Source organism: Actinomycetospora chlora, from assembly GCF_039542135.1.
Lineage (GTDB): Bacteria > Actinomycetota > Actinomycetes > Mycobacteriales > Pseudonocardiaceae > Actinomycetospora > Actinomycetospora chlora.
Genome location: NZ_BAABHO010000045.1, coordinates 16714 through 32940 on the forward strand (window position 1 = coordinate 16714; position 16227 = coordinate 32940).

14 protein-coding genes are annotated in these 16227 nt (G+C 76.8%); 10 read left to right on the forward strand and 4 right to left on the reverse strand.

Features of this window, described 5'->3' with window-relative positions; all coding sequences use genetic code 11:
- Nucleotides 1–66: 66 nt before the first annotated feature.
- From ABD994_RS23195 to ABD994_RS23205, 3 genes are all read left to right on the forward strand, one after another.
- Complete coding sequence (locus ABD994_RS23195) at nucleotides 67–1134, forward strand: LacI family DNA-binding transcriptional regulator (protein WP_345420868.1); 1068 nt, start codon at nucleotides 67–69, stop codon at nucleotides 1132–1134.
- On the forward strand, nucleotides 1131–3893 hold the full coding sequence (locus ABD994_RS23200) for an AAA family ATPase (RefSeq protein ID WP_345420871.1): 2763 nt from the start codon (nucleotides 1131–1133) through the stop codon (nucleotides 3891–3893). The genes ABD994_RS23195 and ABD994_RS23200 overlap by 4 nt, the downstream gene beginning before the upstream one ends.
- Nucleotides 3894–4012: 119 nt before the next feature.
- Nucleotides 4013–4996 (forward strand): alpha/beta hydrolase, encoded by a 984-nt coding sequence (locus ABD994_RS23205; protein WP_345420874.1) that lies wholly within the window; start codon nucleotides 4013–4015, stop codon nucleotides 4994–4996.
- Nucleotides 4997–5060: 64 nt separating this feature from the next.
- Here ABD994_RS23205 and ABD994_RS23210 read toward each other — a convergent pair whose 3' ends face one another.
- From ABD994_RS23210 to ABD994_RS23220, 3 genes are all read right to left on the reverse strand, one after another.
- A complete protein-coding gene (locus tag ABD994_RS23210) occupies nucleotides 5061–5774 on the reverse strand; it encodes an alpha/beta fold hydrolase (RefSeq protein WP_345420877.1) in 714 nt (237 codons plus the stop codon).
- A 5-nt stretch (nucleotides 5775–5779) separates the two neighbouring features.
- Nucleotides 5780–6748: an alpha/beta hydrolase gene (locus ABD994_RS23215; RefSeq protein WP_345420880.1), complete on the reverse strand. Its 969-nt coding sequence runs from the start codon at nucleotides 6746–6748 to the stop codon at nucleotides 5780–5782.
- 105 nt (nucleotides 6749–6853) lie between these two features.
- Entirely contained in the window at nucleotides 6854–8470 is a 1617-nt protein-coding gene (locus ABD994_RS23220; protein ID WP_345420883.1) for an MFS transporter, read from the reverse strand.
- A 169-nt stretch (nucleotides 8471–8639) separates the two neighbouring features.
- Here ABD994_RS23220 and ABD994_RS23225 point away from each other — a divergent pair, with 169 nt between their 5' ends.
- Both ABD994_RS23225 and ABD994_RS23230 read left to right on the forward strand, forming a co-directional pair.
- Nucleotides 8640–8972, forward strand: coding sequence for a hypothetical protein (locus tag ABD994_RS23225; RefSeq protein WP_345420886.1), 333 nt, complete (start codon nucleotides 8640–8642; stop codon nucleotides 8970–8972).
- On the forward strand, nucleotides 8969–10714 hold the full coding sequence (locus tag ABD994_RS23230) for a thiamine pyrophosphate-dependent enzyme (RefSeq protein WP_345420888.1): 1746 nt from the start codon (nucleotides 8969–8971) through the stop codon (nucleotides 10712–10714). The genes ABD994_RS23225 and ABD994_RS23230 overlap by 4 nt, the downstream gene beginning before the upstream one ends.
- Before the next feature lie 54 nt (nucleotides 10715–10768).
- Here the strand turns inward: ABD994_RS23230 and ABD994_RS23235 are convergent, their stop codons facing one another.
- Nucleotides 10769–12022, reverse strand: a complete 1254-nt coding sequence (locus ABD994_RS23235) for a hypothetical protein (protein ID WP_345420890.1) — start codon at nucleotides 12020–12022, stop codon at nucleotides 10769–10771.
- A gap of 210 nt (nucleotides 12023–12232) precedes the next feature.
- Here ABD994_RS23235 and ABD994_RS23240 point away from each other — a divergent pair, with 210 nt between their 5' ends.
- The 5 genes from ABD994_RS23240 (at nucleotide 12233) to ABD994_RS23260 (ending at nucleotide 16215) form a co-directional block, all read left to right on the forward strand.
- Nucleotides 12233–12727, forward strand: coding sequence for an inorganic diphosphatase (locus ABD994_RS23240; RefSeq protein WP_345420893.1), 495 nt, complete (start codon nucleotides 12233–12235; stop codon nucleotides 12725–12727).
- Nucleotides 12728–12755: 28 nt separating this feature from the next.
- Nucleotides 12756–13265: a DUF308 domain-containing protein gene (locus ABD994_RS23245; RefSeq protein WP_345420895.1), complete on the forward strand. Its 510-nt coding sequence runs from the start codon at nucleotides 12756–12758 to the stop codon at nucleotides 13263–13265.
- Between the two features lie 75 nt (nucleotides 13266–13340).
- A complete protein-coding gene (locus ABD994_RS23250) occupies nucleotides 13341–13673 on the forward strand; it encodes a putative quinol monooxygenase (protein WP_345420898.1) in 333 nt (110 codons plus the stop codon).
- A gap of 38 nt (nucleotides 13674–13711) precedes the next feature.
- Nucleotides 13712–14818, forward strand: coding sequence for a DUF3500 domain-containing protein (locus ABD994_RS23255; protein WP_345420900.1), 1107 nt, complete (start codon nucleotides 13712–13714; stop codon nucleotides 14816–14818).
- Complete coding sequence (locus ABD994_RS23260; RefSeq protein WP_345420903.1) at nucleotides 14815–16215, forward strand: carboxylesterase/lipase family protein; 1401 nt, start codon at nucleotides 14815–14817, stop codon at nucleotides 16213–16215. The genes ABD994_RS23255 and ABD994_RS23260 overlap by 4 nt, the downstream gene beginning before the upstream one ends.
- The last annotated feature ends 12 nt before the right edge of the window (nucleotides 16216–16227 follow it).

The following is a 16227-nucleotide window of genomic DNA, read 5'->3' on the forward strand; positions in this document are numbered from 1 at the left end:
GATCACCGCGGAAAGCGCTTTCCAGCAGGCCCGCGGAGCCCTAGGGTCCGGCGTGGAGGTGGCGGGGTGCGGATCCGGCGGGACGGGCCAGCGACCCTGGCCGACGTCGCGCGCGCCGCCGGGGTCTCGCTGGCCACGGCGTCCCGCGCACTCAATCCCGGAGGGCAGCGGGCGGTGCGTGTCGAGCTCCGCGAGCGGATCCTCCGGGCGGCCGACGACCTGCGGTACGTGCCCAACGCGCACGCCCGGGCGCTCGCGGGCGGGACCACCACCACCGTCGGGCTGGTCCTGCACGACATCACCGACCCCTACTTCGCCGGCATCGCCCGGGGCGCGATGGCGGTGGCCGGCGACCGCGGCGCGCTGGTGATGGTGGGCAGCACCTTCCGGTCGCCGGAGCGCGAGCTCGAGTTCGTCCGCACCTTCCGCGCCCAGCGCGTCGACGCCGTGGTCCTGACCGGCAGCGGGTTCGAGGACGACGGTTACCGCGAAGCGATGGGCGAGGAGCTGGCCGGGCACCGCCGCGCGGGCGGCGGCTACGCGTTCGTCAGCGAGCACGACCTGCCGGGCCACGTCGTCCTGCCGGGCAACGGCGAGGGCGCGGCGGCGGTCGGGCGCGCCCTGGTCGAGCTGGGGCACCGGCGCCTGGCCGTGGCCGGCGGGCCGTCGTCCCTGACCACCGTGCGCCACCGCATCGGTGGGTTCGTGCGGGCCGTCGAGGCCTGCGGGGTCCCGTCCGCGGCGATCGAGGTCGTCGACCGGCCCTTCAGCGAGGACGGCGGACGCGCCGCGGCCCGCGAGCTGCTCGACGGCGGGTCCGGCGCCACGGCCCTGTTCTGCGTCAGCGACGTCATGGCCCTCGGCGCGCTGGAGGAGCTCGCCGCGCGCGGGGTCACCGTCCCGGACGACCTCTCGGTCGTCGGCTTCAACGACATCCCGACGATGCGCCGCCTCTCGCCGCCGGTGTCCACCGTCCGGCTCGACCTCGAGGCCATGGGCCGGACCGCGATGGAGCTCGCGCTCGACCGCGACGCCGGCGGGTTCCGGACGGTGCCCGCGCCCGCCGAGCTCGTGCTGCGGGCCAGCACCGCGCGCGTGGACGCCGCCGCGCGGCCCGCCGGGGGCCGCGGGTGACCACGACCGGACCGTTCGGCCGGGAGACCGAGCTGGCCACCCTCGCCGAGCTGGTCGACGACGTCGCGCTCGGGCGCGACGGGGCGCGCGCCGACCTCGGCGCCGCGCTCGTGGTGGTCGGCGACGCGGGGATCGGCAAGACGACCCTGCTCGACGCCGCGGCCGGGTCGGCGGCCCGACGGGGCGTGCGCGTGCTGCGCGGCGACGGCTGCCGCGCGGAGGCCGACGTCCCGTGGGCGGCGCTCTCGCAGCTGCTGCGCCCGTCCCTCGACGACCCCGACGACGGCGGCCCGGAGGAGGAGCGCCGTGCGCTGGCCGCGGTGCTCGACCCCGTCGGGGCGGGCGACCCGCCGCCCGCGGCCTCCTCGTTCGCCGTCCTGCGCCACCTCCTCCGGCTCGCCCGGCGGCGTCCGACGCTCGTCGTCGTGGACGACTCCGACCGGCTCGACCTGGCCTCGCTCTACGTCCTCGTGTTCGTCGCACGCCGCATCCGGCGGCGCGACGGTCTGGCCGTCGTGCTCGCCGGGCGCGGCGAGGAGCGGCCGCTGCCGACCGACGCCGCGCTGCCGACGCTCGTGGTGCCACCGCTCGACCGGCCCGCGGCCGAGGCGCTGGTGGACACGCTGGTGGCGGCGCTCGACGCCCGGACCCGGCGGGAGGTCGTCAACGCGGCGGCGGGCAACCCGCTCGCCCTGCGGGAGCTCGCGGCGGCGGGCTCGGCACGGCCGGTGCGGCTCTCCCGGGCGGTGGAGGCGGCCTTCGCCGCCCCCGTGCGCGCCCTCGGTCCGGTGGGTGCCCGGCTGCTGCTGCACGCCGCCGCGGCCGAGGGCCAGCCCCTCGCGGTGATCGCGCGCGCGGCGCAGGAGGCCGCCGGTCTGGAGGCCTGGGCCCCCGCCGAGGCGGCCGGGCTGGTCAGCGTCGAGGGTGCCGGGGTCCGGTTCCGCCACCCGCTGACCCGGGCGGCGGCGTACGCCGTCGCGAGCGCCGAGGAGCGACGGCGGGCCCACCTCGCGCTGGCGTCGGCGGACACCGACGCCGACCGGGCGGCCTGGCAGCGGGCCCACGCCTGCGCCGGCAGCGACGAGGCCGTCGCCGCGGCCCTGGTCGCCACCGCGGAGCGCGCCGAGGCGGCCGGGGACTTCGCCGCCGCGACGCGGGCCTGGGACCGGGCCTCCGCGTGCTCCCCGGACCTCGCGCGGCGCGTGCCGCGACGCCACCGGGCCCTGCGGTCCGCCTACGCCGGCGGCGACCTCGACGCCGTCGCCGAGCAGCACCGGGAGCTCCTGGAGCTGACCGGCGACCCGGTCACCCGCACGTGGGCCACCCTGCGGCACGCGGCGGCGTCCATGTTGCGCGGCCGGCAGCGGGAGGCCCTGCGCGCGCTGCAGGACGTGGTCCCGCTCGCCGACGGCGTCGACGACGCAGGCGCCGTGCTCCTGGCGTCGTTCCTCCGTGTCACGGCGGACTTCTCCGGGCTGGCCGAGCACCACGAGGCCGCCGCCGCGTTCCTGCGCCGGCCCGCCCTGCCCGACGCGGTGCGCCGGGTCCGCGAGACGGCCGACGCGCCGGCGGACCTGATGTGGGCGCGGGCGTCGTTGTGCGTCGACCGGGTCGGCGCGGCGGCGGCGCTGCGCGAGGCCCTGGAGGCGGGCCGCGCGGGGCCGGGGGCGCCCGCGGACGACCTGCAGAACCTCGGCCTGCTTGCCGACCGCGCCGACGACGTCCGCCGGGCCGTCGAGCTCCTCGGCCGCGCCCACGACGGGATGCACCACGAGGGGCCGGCCGGCTTCGGCGCCGCCGTGCTGGCCAACCTGCTGGTCGACCACGGGCGGTGGGCCGAGGCCGACCGGGTGATCGAGCGGTGGCGCCCGCTCGCCGACGCCCAGGGACTGCACCGCGTGGCGGTCGAGGTGGCCTCGCCCCGGGCGATCCTGCTGGCGCTGCGCGGTGACGCGGATGCCGCCCGCGCCGCCCTCGACGAGGTTCGCGGGCGGGTCGACCTCGCGGACAACCTCGTGCTCGAGCTGCGGATCCGGACGGCCGCGGCGGTCACCGCCACCGTCGCGGGCGACCACCCGCGGGCCTACCGGCTGCTGCGCGGGGCGTTCACCGGCGACGGGGAGCCCCGCCACCCGGTGTTCTCGGCCCGGGTGGTCGCGATGCTGGCGAGCGCGGCGACCGAGCCCGCCGAACGGGCCGGGGCGGCCGCGGTGGTGGAGCGGGTGCGCGCCGCGGCGGCCCCCCGGACGTCGGCCCGCATGCGGATGCTGCTGCACCACGCCGACGCCCTGCTCGGCCCCGACCAGCAGAGCGAGCACGCCTTCCGTCTCGCCCTGGCCGACCCCACGGGCGACGACTGGCCGGTCGAGCGGGCGATGGCGCGGCTGCACTACGGCGAGTGGCTGCGCCGCCGCCGGCGCGGCCTCGAGGCGCGCGAGATGCTGGCCGCGTCGCTGGACGCGTTCGAGACCCTCGGCGCGCACGCCCCGGCCACCCGGGTGCGGGCCGAGCTGCGGGCCGCGGGCAGCACCGACCACGGGGCCGACGCGGGGACGCCGGCCGGTACGGACCTGCTCGCGGAGCTGACCCCCCAGCAGCGCGAGGTCGTGGCGCTCGCGGCGGAGGGCCTGCGCAACCGGGAGATCGGGCAGCGCCTGTTCCTCTCCCCGCGCACGGTCGGCTCCCACCTGCACCACGCCTACGCGAAGCTGGGGATCACCGGACGCCACCAGCTCGCCGCCCGGATCCACACCCCCTGACCAGCCGTTCCGCCCGGCATCGGTCGTTCGACCGGTCTGCGGCACGGTCGTTGGTCGGTGGTCGGACGGCCCGATAGCGTGGCGGACGAGGCCGTCAGCTCGAGGGTCCGAGGAGTCACGTGACACCGGCAGGCACGCCCGCAGGGGGCGGGGACGACGCGCGCGTCGTGCTCGACCCGGCGTGCGCGCGGCTCGTCCGCGCGCTCGCGGGCCCGCCGCAGCTGCACCAGCTCGGCGCCCAGGACGGGCGCGAGGCGCTGCGGGAGCTGCAGGACGACCTCGTCGGCGGACCGGGGGTGAAGGTCGACTTCCACACCGCCCCGGTCGGACCGAGCGGCCTGGTCGGCTTCCTGCTGGTGCGCCCCGAGGACCGGCACGGGCCGGTCCCGGCCGTGGTCCACCTCCACGGCGGCCGGTGGGTCACCGGGGACGCCGACACCCACGGCCGGCTGATCCGCGGCCTCGCGGTGGGCGCCGGGGCGGCCGTGGTCGTGCCGGAGTTCACCCGCGTCCCGGAGGCGCGCTTCCCGGTCGCCGTGGAGGAGGTCTACGCGACGCTGCTGTGGCTCGCCGAGCACGCCGAGGGCCTCGCGCTCGACCCGGACCGCCTCGCGGTGTCCGGGGACTGCACGGGCGCGACGCTGGCCACCGCGGTCGCCACGCTGGCCGGGCGCCGGGCCGGGCCGCGGCTCGCGGCCCAGGTGCTGCTCTACCCGTGGCTCGAGCCGCGCTGCGACACGGCGTCGCACCGTGCGTTCGCCGACATCTCGGTGCTGCCGTCGCGGGCCGCGCGCTGGTACTGGCAGCAGTACACCGGCCACCCGCGCGACCTCGACGACCCCGCGTTCGCCCCCGCCCGGGCCCGTCGGGAGGACCTGGTCGGGCTGCCGCCCGCGCTGGTCGTCACCGCGGAGGCCGACGTGGTCCGCGACGAGGGCGAGGCGTACGCCCGGGCGCTGCGCGAGGCCGGGGTGCCGGTGACCTCCACCCGCTACCTCGGCGTCGTGCACGACTTCGTGACGCTGCGACCGCTGCAGGACATGGCCGCGACCCGGCAGGCGCTGCGCCAGACCGCCGACTTCCTGTCCGAGGCGCTCCACTAGACGCCGCTGCCCCCGCCGACCGGGGTCGGCGGGGGCAGGGTCGTTCCCGGGGGGACGGCCGAGCTCAGCGCTCGGTGGCGCGGATGGCCTCGCGGATGACGTCGGCCGACTCCTTGGGGTGCGACAGCATCACCAGGTGCGAGGAGTCGATCTCGACCACGGTGGCGCCGGCGCGCTGGTAACCGAAGCGCTCCACGTCGGGGTTGATCGTGTGGTCCGAGGACGACACGACACCCCAGGACGGCGTGCTCTTCCAGGCCGCCGCGGCGGCCGGCTCGCCGAAGGCCGCCGCCGCCAGCGGGCGCTGGGAGACCGCCAACACCCGCGTGGTCTCGCGGTCGACGTCCTGGGCGAAGACGTCGTGCACCTTCGCGGGGTCGACGGACACGTCGGTGCCGGTGGACCCGTCGGGCAGCGGGTAGGTGGTCTGGACCAGCGCCGTGGCCAGCGCGGAGTCCGGGAAGCCGCCCTGCAGCTCCCCGAGGCTCTCGCCCTCCTGCAGGGCGTAGCCGGCGAGGTAGACCAGGGCGCGCACGTTGTCCTCGACGCCGGCCACGGTGATCACGGCGCCGCCGTAGGAGTGGCCGACGAGGACCACGTCGCCGGGGATCTGGCGCACCACCGAGGCGATGTAGGCGGCGTCGCCGTTGAGCGAGCGGTTGGGCACGGCCGGGGCGACGACGGGGATGCCGTCGTCCAGCAGCTCCGGGATGAGCGCGCGGAAGCTCGAGGCGTCGGCGAAGGCGCCGTGGACGAGGACGACGGTGGGCTGGGTCATGGTGCTCACTTCCCGGGGTGGAGGGCGTCGGCGAGGAACTCCCCGCCCATGCGGGTGGCGGTGCGGGCGGCGTGGGTGTCGCGCATGGCGTCGACCATGACGAAGTCGTGGATGATCCCGGCGAACCGGACGGCGGTGGTCGGCACGCCGGCGGCGCGCAACTTGGCCGCGTAGGCCTCGCCCTCGTCGCGCAGCACGTCGGCCTCGCCCACGATCACCAGGGCGGGCGGGAGCCCGGCGAGGTCGTCGAGCGTGGCGCGCAGCGGGGACGCGGTGATCTCCGCGCGCGGGGCGGGGTCGGTCGTGTACTGGTCCCAGAACCAGCGCATGCCGTCCCGGGAGAGGAAGTAGCCGCTGGCGAACTGCTCGTAGGACGCCGTGTCGAAGGCGGCGTTCGTGACCGGGTAGAACAGCAGCTGGGCGGCGATCGACGGGCCGCCCCGCGCCTTCGCCATGAGCGTGATCGCCGCGGTCATGTTGCCGCCGACCGAGTCGCCCGCGACGGCGATGCGGGTCCCGTCGACGCCCTGCTCGGCGCCGCTCGCGGCCACCCACTGCAGCGCGGTGTAGATCTCCTCGATCGCCGTCGGGTACCGGGCCTCGGGCGAGAGGCTGTAGTTGGTGAAGACGACGGCGGCGTTCGCGCGCACGGCGAGCTCGCGGACCAGCCGGTCGTGGGTGTGGGCGTTGCCGAACACCCAGCCCGCCCCGTGGGTGTAGAGCACCGCGGGCAGGGTTCCGGTGGCCCCGGCCGGCCTGACGATGCGGATCGAGACCTCCCCGGTCGGTCCGCCGGGGATCACCAGGTCGGTGACGTCGGCGTCGGGACGCTCGACGCCCGCCCCGTTCTGGACGTCGTCGACGGCCTTGCGGCCCTCCACCGGGCCCAGGTCGTAGAGGAACGGGGGCTTCGCGGTGGCGTCCGCGAAGTCCTGGGCCGCCTGCTCGAGGACAGGTGTCGGCTGGTCGGTCATCGGGGGCCTCTCGGGGCGGGTGCGCGGTCGGGGACGCGAGGAGCGTGCGCCGCCCGCCGCGGGCGCCGGTATCGGTCGGTCGACCGTTCTGTCCGGGCGCTACGGCTAACGGGCGACGAGGAACCGCGCGGTCGGTGGCCCGACGTGCGCCGCGAGGGCGCGGACGACGTCGAGCACCCCGCGGTCGAAGGCGGTGAGCCGCTCGGTGTTCTGGTCGGTGTACTCGTCCCAGGACGGCACCGTGTACTCCTCGACGAAGACGTCCGAGTCGCTGCCGTCGCGGGCCAGGTCCCAGCCCGAGCCGCCGGTGCGCCGCCGCGAGTCCCGCAGCCGCGGGGCGGCGGCCAGGAACGCCGCGTGCTGCTCGGGCGCGACCCGGTAGACGACGCTCACCCGCACCGGGTCGTCGGCGACGTCGGGGGTCAGCGTCACCTCGGGCGCGGTCCACGCGGCCGGGTCGACGCCGTCCCGGGTCCCGACGTCGGTCCGCAGCAGGGGCCACCGCACGACCGTCGCGGCGCCGCCGACCAGGCACACCCCGGCGACGACGAACGTGGTGCCGGTGCCGATCGCGTCGGCCACCAGCCCCCACACCGCCGAGCCGACCGCCGAGGTCGTGAACACCACCAGCTGGTAGATCGACAGGGCCCGGGCCCGCACCCAGCGGGGCAGGAAGGTCTGCATGAGCGCATTCGTGCCGGCGATGACCGTGATCCAGGCCGCGCCGGCGAGCAGCAGCACCGGCACGACCACCGCGGGCGAGCGGCTCACGCCGACGACGACCATGGCCGCGCCGGAGACCAGCCCGGCGACGGCGACCAGCACGGTGAACGACACCCGCGCGCGCAGCCGCGGCAGGACCAGCGCCCCGGCCACCGACCCGACGCCCGCGGCGCCGAGCAGCAGCCCGTAGCCCGACGAGCCCAGCCCGAGGCGGTCGTGCGCCACCGGCGCGAGCAGCGCCCACAGCACCCCGGCGGGGAACGCGAACAGCACCAGGCGCAGCATCATCCGGCGGACCGCCGGCGCGTGGCGCACGTAGCGCCCGCCCGACTCCAGCCCGGCCAGGAACGACTGCCGCGCCCCGGGCGCCCGCGGGGGCGATGGCGCGCGCAGCAGCGCCACCGCGAACACCGCGAACGTCAGCGCGTTGACCCCGAAGACGCCGGCGACCCCGAGCGAGGGAATGAGGAGCCCGGCGATGGCCGGGCCCGCCGCGCGGGCCAGGTTCACCGCGATCGACCCCAGCGCCGCGGCCGACCCGATCTCGTCGCGGGGCACCAGGTCGGGCACGAACGCCTGGTAGGCGGGCATCTGGGCCGCGGCACCGCACCCGAGCAGGAAGGTGAAGGTCAGCAGGAGCGCGGGCTCCGTGGCCCCCACCAGCGTGAGCACCGCCAGCAGCACCCCGACCACGAGCTGGAACACCTGGGCGGCGAGCAGGACCCGGCGGCGGTCGACGAACTCGGCGATCACGCCCGCGGGCAGCGTCACCAGCAGCACCGGCAGCGACGAGGCCGTCTGGACCAGGGCGATCACCGCCGAGGACGCGTGGCCGTCCACCAGCAGCCACTGCGCCCCGACGGTCTGCATCCACGTCCCGACGTTGCTGACCAGCGACGCGAGCCAGATCCAGCGGAATGCGGGGTGGGCCAGCGGCGCCCAGGAGGACGCGGGCGCCGGGCCCGCGGTGCCGGTCGCCGGCGGGGCGGGTCGGTCCACGCAGCACCTCTGGGATCGATCCGGGGCGGTGTCGCGGCGGAGGATGGCCCGCCCGCGCCGCGGCGCGCATCGGTCGCTCGACCGTTCCGTCACCCCGCCGCGGCACGGGTGAGCGGCTTCGGTCGCTCGACCGATGCGCGCCGTCCCCGGCGACCGTGACCCTCCAGCCATGACCGCCCCGCCCCTGGCCGTACCGCCGGCCGCCCTCGCGTCCCTCGGCCGGCTCCGCGACACCGCCCGCACGCTCGGTCGGCAGCTCGACGGGCTCGCCGAGCGCGAGGACGTCGCCCGTCACCCGGTCCTGGTGCGGGCGCTGCGCAACGTCGCCGGGCTGCCCGACCGGCCGCCGCACGAGCTCGCCCTCGGCGTCGTGACCCTCGGGATCATGATCGCCACCGACAGCATCGTGGTGGACATCGCCGCCAACGTCGTCGCGGTGCTGTTCGTCAACCACCCGCACCCGGTGGCCGCGGACGCGGCGGCGACGGAGCCCGCCCGATGAGCCGGACCGCCGCCGACGACCTCGTCGACGCCCTGGTCGCCGTCGGCGTGCAGCGGATCTACGGGCTGGTCGGGGACAGCCTGAACGCCCTCACCGAGGCGCTGCGCCGGCGCGGTGGGGCGGACCGGGGCGGCATCGACTGGGTCCACGTGCACCACGAGGAGGCCGCCGCCTTCGCCGCGGCCGCCGAGGCCCAGCTGACCGGGCGGCTCGCCGTCTGCGCCGGCAGCTGCGGGCCCGGCAACACCCACCTGTTGCAGGGCGTGCTCGACGCCCAGCGCTCCGGCGCCCCGGTCCTCGCGCTCGCCTCCCACATCGCGTCGCGGCAGATCGGCACGGGCTTCTTCCAGGAGACGCGCCCCGAGGCGGTGTTCTCCACCGGGGTGGGCTTCTGCGAGACCGTCGCCCACCCGTCCCAGACGGTCCGGCTCACGCGGCTGGCCGTGCAGCACGCGATCGGCCGGCGCGGGGCGGCCGTCCTGGTGCTGCCCGGCGACGTGCTGACCGAGGCCGGCACCGGCGAGCCGGTGGGCGCCACGATCACCGCCCCGCCCGCGGTCGCGCCCGACCCGGCGTCGCTCACCGAGCTCGCGGCCCGCATCGCCGACGCCCGGGAGGTCGCGGTCTTCGCGGGGATCGGCGCCGCCGGCGCCCGGGCCGAGGTGCTGGCGCTCGCCGAGCGACTGCAGGCGCCCGTCGGGCACACGCTGCGCGGCAAGGAGTCCCTGCAGTACGACAACCCCTACGACGTGGGGATGACCGGCCTGCTGGGCTACGGGGCCTGCTACCGGGCGCTGCACCGGGCCGACCTCGTGCTCCTGCTCGGCACCGACTTCCCCTACGACGACTTCCTGCCCACGGCCAACGTGGTGCAGGTCGACGTCGCGCCCGAGCGGCTCGGGCGCCGGGTGCCGCTGGCCCAGGGCGTCGTCGCCGACGTCGGGGCGGCCCTGCGCGGGCTGCTGCCGCTGCTGCCCGCGCGGACCGACCGGCGCTTCCTCGACGACATGCTCGCCGCGACCGCGCACCACGTGGAGACCGCCGTCGAGGCCTACACCTCGCTGCGCCACCAGCACGTGCCGATCCACCCGGAGTACCTCGCCTCGCTGGTGGACGCGCACGCCGCCGACGACGCGGTGTTCACCGTCGACACCGGCATGTGCTGCACGTGGGCCGCGCGCTACCTGACGCCGAACGGCCGACGACGCATCCTCGGCTCGTTCGTCCACGGCTCGATGGCGGACGCGCTGCCGCTCGCGATCGGCGCGCAGGTCTCCCACCCCGACCGCCAGGTCGTGGCGCTCTGCGGCGACGGCGGGCTCGCCATGCTGCTCGGCGAGCTGCTCACCGTGAAGACCCACCGGCTGCCGCTCAAGGTCGTGGTGTTCGACAACTCCAGCCTCGGCATGGTGCGCCTGGAGATGCTCGTGGCCGGCGACCCGCCCTTCGAGACCGACCACGACGCGGTCGACTACGCCGCCGTCGCGGCGGCGCTGGGATTCCACGCCCGCCGCGTCACCGAGCCCGGCGAGCTGGAGCCCGCCGTCACCGAGTTCCTGGCCCACGACGGGCCGGCGCTGCTCGACGTCGTCACCACGCCCGACGCGCTCGAGGTCCCGACCCACCTGACGGCCACCGAGGCCCGCGGGTTCGCGCTGGCCCTCGGCCGCACCGTGCTCGAGGGCGGCGTCGGCCGCGTCGTCGAGCTCGCCCGCCAGAACCTCCGCAACACGCCGCACTGAGGGCCAGGAGCCCGCCGAGGTAGCGAGTTCGGACGGCGAAGCGTCGGCGACGGCCTACAGGGCCAGGAGGCCGCCGACCGACCCGTGCCTGCGCTCCCGGTCCGCGCCGTGGTCCGAGCCGTGGTCCGAGCCGTGGTCCGAGCCGCGGTGGTGGGAGCCGCGGTCCGAGCCGCCACCGTCCTCGCCGCGGTCCTCGCTGCGGTCCTCGTCGCTGCCGTCCTCGCTGGGGTCGTGGTGCTCGGCGACGCCGCGACCTGCCCGGCGGTCGCGCTGACCGGACGTCTCGTGCCCGGCCCGGTGCTGAGCGGGCTCGGACGCCGCGGCACGGTGCCCGGACGTCGAGCCGGACGTCGAGCCGGACGACGAACCGGACGACGAACCGGCGGTCGCGGCACGCACGTCCTCCGTCGCGCGGGTGCCGGCCGGCTCGGCGTCCGACGGCGGAGCGGTGGCGCGCGGCAGCGTGACGACCACGGCCGGCGACGCCGTCGCGGGAGCGGGGGCCACGACCTCCGGCGCGCCCACGTCGGCCACGGCCCGGTCGGTATCCGCGCCGCCGGCGACGCCGACCCCGACACCGAGGGCGCCGCCGAGCACGGCCGCGGCGGCGCACGCCGCGAGCACGGTGCTGCGTGCCCGGCCCGGGCCCCGCTCCGTCAGGGGCAGGGCGGCGAGGTCGTCGCGCAGCAGCTCCCGGACCTCGGGGTCACGTCCGCCGGTCACGAGCGCCCGGACGGCCGCGACCGTCGACGGCTCGGGCGCGACCGCCGGCCCGGGCCGCCCGGTCACCAGCGCGACGGCGACGCGGGCGAGACCCACCACGTCGTCATCCGGGGTCGTTCCCGGGGCGGGCGCGGTGCTCCGCCCGTTCCAGACCGGGCCCCGCTGCGGGTCGAGCAGCACCGCGTCGCCGGCGACGCCGCCGTGCACGGTCCCGGCGCGGTGCAGGCGGCCGAGTCCAGGTGCGAGGCGCTCGACGAGCACCGCGGCCGACCACGCGTCCCACCGCTGCCGCACGTGGTCGACGCTGCCCGCGGCGAGCAGGGGCATGACGACGAACGGGCCGGTCTCGCCGTCGGGGGCCCCGTCGAGGACGGCCACCGCCTGGTCCGGTCCGAGCTGGGCGCGCACGAGGGCGTCACGGCGCCAGCGGGCCGGGCCGTCGGCGCCGGGGAAGACCTTGACCGCGACGTCGCGCTGCAACAGCAGGTCGTGGGCCCGGTGCACCCGGCAGGCGGTGCCGCCGAGCAGGGCGTCGACGCGGTAGCGGCCGTCGGCGGGACCGGGGGCAGGGCGTCGTCGCAGCACGCGGGGGCTCCTCGACGAGGGGATCGGAGAGGGGGCGCCGCGTGGTTGCAGCGGGGTGCCGACGTCGATCGACGTCGGCGACGGCATGGCATACCACCACTCCGCGCGTCCCAACCGTCACGTTCCGGCGCAGCCTGCGTGCTATGGGTGGCCCGGGAGTGGGAACATCTCTCGCTACCCGTAGGTCCGACGAGCAGGCGGAGGAACAGCGTGGAGTTCGACGTGCTGGTCGAGGTGCCCCAGGGCAGCCGCAACAAGTACGAGATGGATCACGAGACCGGCCGGCTGCGGCTGGACCGCACGCTGTTCACCGCGACGCGCTACCCGGCCGACTACGGCTACATCGAGAACACCCTCGGCCAGGACGACGACCCGCTCGACGCGCTGGTGCTCGTGCAGCAGCCGACGTTCCCGGGGTGCCTCGTGCGCAGCCGCGCGATCGGGATGTTCCGGATGACCGACGAGGCCGGCGGCGACGACAAGGTGCTCTGCGTGCCGAGCGACGACCCGCGCCTGGAGCACCTGCGCGACATCCACCACCTCGACGAGTACCACCGCATGGAGATCCAGCACTTCTTCGAGGTCTACAAGGCGCTGGAGCCCGACAAGAAGGTCGAGGGCCACGAGTGGGTCGGGCGCGCCGCCGCGGAGAAGGAGGTCCAGGCCTCCCTGGACCGCGCCGAGAAGGCCGGCTACCGGACGTGACGCCGGACGTGACGCCGGACGTGACGCCGTGACCGAGCCGCCGGACCCGCCGCCGACCATCGAGACGATGCGCCGGATCGGCTTCGTCTGGGCCGGCGTCGGGGTGGTGGCCCTGATCGTCGGGGCGGTCGCGACCGTCGGCGCGATCGTCGTCTTCGGTGTCCTCGCGGTGCTGCTCGGGGCCGGGCTGATCGCGATCCAGGGCGTCCGGGCGCGCTCGGCGATCCGCGCGTCGCGGACGCTGACCAACGCGCCGCCCCCGCCGGCGGCGCCGCCGCAGACCACGCCGGGTCCGCGGCGCTCGGCCTCCGGCGGCCCCACGCCGGGTCCGCCGGACGACCCGACCGGCGGGCCGTCGGAGACCGGCGACGACACCGGCGCGGAGGCGGCGGTCGGGTCGACCTCCTCCGGCTCGTCCGATTCCTCGGCGTCCGATCCGGACGCCGAGGAGGAGCGGGAGCCGTCGATCTCCGAGGAGGAGGACGGCACCGGCTCCCGCACCGAGGACGACGACACGCCGGGCTCGCGCCGGGACTGATCGGCGCGGACGCGTGGCCCGTCGGGGCTGCGGGTAGGAGGGTCGGGACGCCGCCGTCGACCCCAGGAGGCCGCAGTGCCGACGCCCACGCCGACCGAGAACAACCGCAACCTGCTCACCGTCATCGCCCGCATGACCGCCCTGCCCGGCAAGGAGCAGCAGCTGCGCTCGGAGCTGGAGCAGCTGGTCGAGCCGACCCTGGCCGAGGACGGTGTCGTCAACTACGACCTGCACGTCGCCGTCGACGACCCGGCCACGTTCTTCTTCTACGAGAACTGGGAGAGCCCGGGCCACCTCGAGGCGCACCTGGCCAACAGCCACCTCGTGGAGTTCGCCGGCAAGCTCGACGAGTACCTGGTCGGGGGTGCCGGCGGCCTGGTGATCACCCAGCTGCAGCGCATCAAGTGACGTCCGGATCAGCGACCCCTCGCACGGTCGCCTCAGCGATGGCCGAGGCGGCCGTGGCGTGGATCGAGACCCTCGACGACGAGCAGCGGGCGACCGGGGTGTGGGACTGGCCGGGCTCGAAGGCCGCCGACGCCGAGCGCGTGCTCTGGTACTACACGCCGACCGACCACGGCGGGCTCACCCTCCACCAGCAGCGGCCGCACCAGCAGCGCGCGGCGATGCGGCTGCTGTCCACGGGGCTGTCCGAGGCCGGCTACGTCTCCGCCTCGACGATCATGGGGCTGGAGAACGTCCTCGACCGCACCGAGGGCTTCACCGCGGGCTTCGAGCGCGACCGGGGCCGCGACCCCGGCATGTACTACCTGCGGGTCTTCGGCGATCCGAGCAGCGGCGCCCCCTGGTCGTGGCGCTTCGGCGGGCACCACGTCTCGGTCCACCACCTGGTCATCGGCGGCGAGACGGTCGCGGGCAGCCCCTGCTTCCTGGGCGCCGACCCGATGACCTCGCCGCTGCTCGGTGGCCGGGAGCTGCGCCCGCTGGGCGCCGTCGAGGACACCGCCCGGGAGCTGCTGCACGCCCTCGACGCCGAGCAGCGTGCCCGCGCCGTGCTCACCCCGGTCGCGGCTCCGGACATCATCAGCGGCAACCGGGTGCGGCCGCGCCCGGGCGACCGCCTGATCCCGCTGCCCGACCTGTGGCGCGGGCACTTCCAGCAGGAGCTCGAGGACCGCATGTGGGCGCTCCACGACGGGCTCGAGTCGGGGCTCGGGGTGACCGAGGCCGACCACGCCGCGACCGAGCTGACGGCGACCCCGCGCGGGATTGCCGGCGCCGACCTGGGGGCGGGACAGAAGGAGCTGCTGCGCGCCCTGCTCGACACCTACGTCGGGCGGATGCCGCCGGGGCTCGTCGAGCGCGAGCGGGCCCGGTTCGACGGCGAGGCGCTCGACGCCGTCGCGTTCGCGTGGGCCGGGGGCGCCGAGCGCGGCGAGCCGCACTACTACCGCCTGCAGGGTCCGCGCCTGCTCGCCGAGTGGGACAACACCCAGCGCCAGGTCAACCACGCCCACTCGGTGTGGCGCGACCCCGGCCACGACTTCGGGCTGGACCTGCTGGGCGAGCACCTCGTCGACCACCACGCATGACGGGCGCGGTCACCGACACCACCGTCACCCTCCCCGCCGGGACCCTGCGCGGCCACCGCCGCGGCGCCGGTGACCGCGACGTCGTCGAGTTCCGCGGCATCCGCTACGCCATCGCGGACCGGTTCGCCCCGCCCCGGCCCGCCCCGGGCTGGGCGGGGGTCCGCGACGCGCGGGAGCCCGGGCCGGTCAGCCCGCAGCTGGCCGCGCGCGTCGCCGAGGTCACCGGACCGTCGCCCGACGAGCACGCGTCCCAGGGCGAGGACTGCCTGCGCCTCGACGTGCGCACCCCGGCCGCGGCGCTCTCCGACGGGCGTCCGCGGCCGGTGGTCGTGTGGCTGCACGGCGGGGCCTACGTCATCGGCTCGGCGACCACGTCCTGGTACGACACGACGCGGCTGGTGGCCGAGGGCGACGTCGTCGCGGTCAACCTCGGCTACCGCCTCGGGGTCCTCGGCTGGCTCGCGTCGCCCGGCGTGTCCGACGGCAACCTCGGCCTGCTCGACCAGCTCGCCGCGCTGCACTGGATCCACGACCACGTGGGCGCGTTCGGCGGCGACCCGGGGCAGGTCACGCTGATGGGCCAGTCGGCGGGGGCGCACGCGATCGCCTGCCTGATGACCGTGCCCGAGGCGCGCCCGCTGTTCGGGCGCGCGGTGCTGCAGAGCGGGCAGCTCGGGCTCGGGCTGTCGTCGCCACAGCGGGCGGCGCGGATCGCGGGCTTCGTGGCCGAGGGTCTCGACGGCGCCGACCCCGCGACGGCACCGGTGGACGCCCTGCTCGCCGCCCAGCGCCACGCGATGATCCGTTCGGCGGGACGGGGCGGGCTGAACTCCTCGCCGGCGTTCGCGCCGGTGGACGGGGTCGCGCCCCTCGCGCCCGGCACGACCTGGACGGAGGCCGCGCGCTCCGGCCACGACGTCCTCGTCGGCTCCACGGCCGACGAGGCCGAGACCTTCGTGCGCATCAGCCCCGCGCTGCACCGCCTGCGACGACGGCCACTGGTGGGACGGATCACCGCGGCGGGCGCGCAGGTCGCCACCCGCCGGGTGTTCGGGGCGCCGGCGGAGCGCTTCGCCGACGACGCCGCCCGAGCCGGGTCGCGGACGTACAGCTACCGCTTCGCGTGGGGTGCGCCGGCCTCGGGGCTGGGCGCGTGCCACTGCGTCGAGCTGCCGTTCCTCTTCGGCAACCACGACGCGTGGGCGGGCGCGCCGATGCTCGCGGGCGCGTCGTGGGACGACGACGTCGAACCGCTCGGCGCGGCGATCCGCGGAGCGTGGCTGGCGTTCGCCCGCACCGGCAACCCCTGGACCACCGGGCCCCACGCCCTGGCCTGGCCGCCCCACTCGCCCGGCCACGGCCCGACGGTCGTGCTGGGGAACGGGCACACTCGATGACGGACACCCCCT

Bases quoted from the DNA above. Each gene is read 5' to 3' on its own strand.
- ABD994_RS23210 (WP_345420877.1), bottom strand. From the start codon at position 5,774: ATGACCCAGCCCACCGTCGTCCTCGTCCACGGCGCCTTCGCCGACGCC.
- ABD994_RS23215 (WP_345420880.1), bottom strand. From the start codon at position 6,748: ATGACCGACCAGCCGACACCTGTCCTCGAGCAGGCGGCCCAGGACTTC.
- ABD994_RS23225 (WP_345420886.1), top strand. From the start codon at position 8,640: ATGACCGCCCCGCCCCTGGCCGTACCGCCGGCCGCCCTCGCGTCCCTC.
- ABD994_RS23230 (WP_345420888.1), top strand. From the start codon at position 8,969: ATGAGCCGGACCGCCGCCGACGACCTCGTCGACGCCCTGGTCGCCGTC.
- ABD994_RS23255 (WP_345420900.1), top strand. From the start codon at position 13,712: ATGGCCGAGGCGGCCGTGGCGTGGATCGAGACCCTCGACGACGAGCAG.
- ABD994_RS23260 (WP_345420903.1), top strand. From the start codon at position 14,815: ATGACGGGCGCGGTCACCGACACCACCGTCACCCTCCCCGCCGGGACC.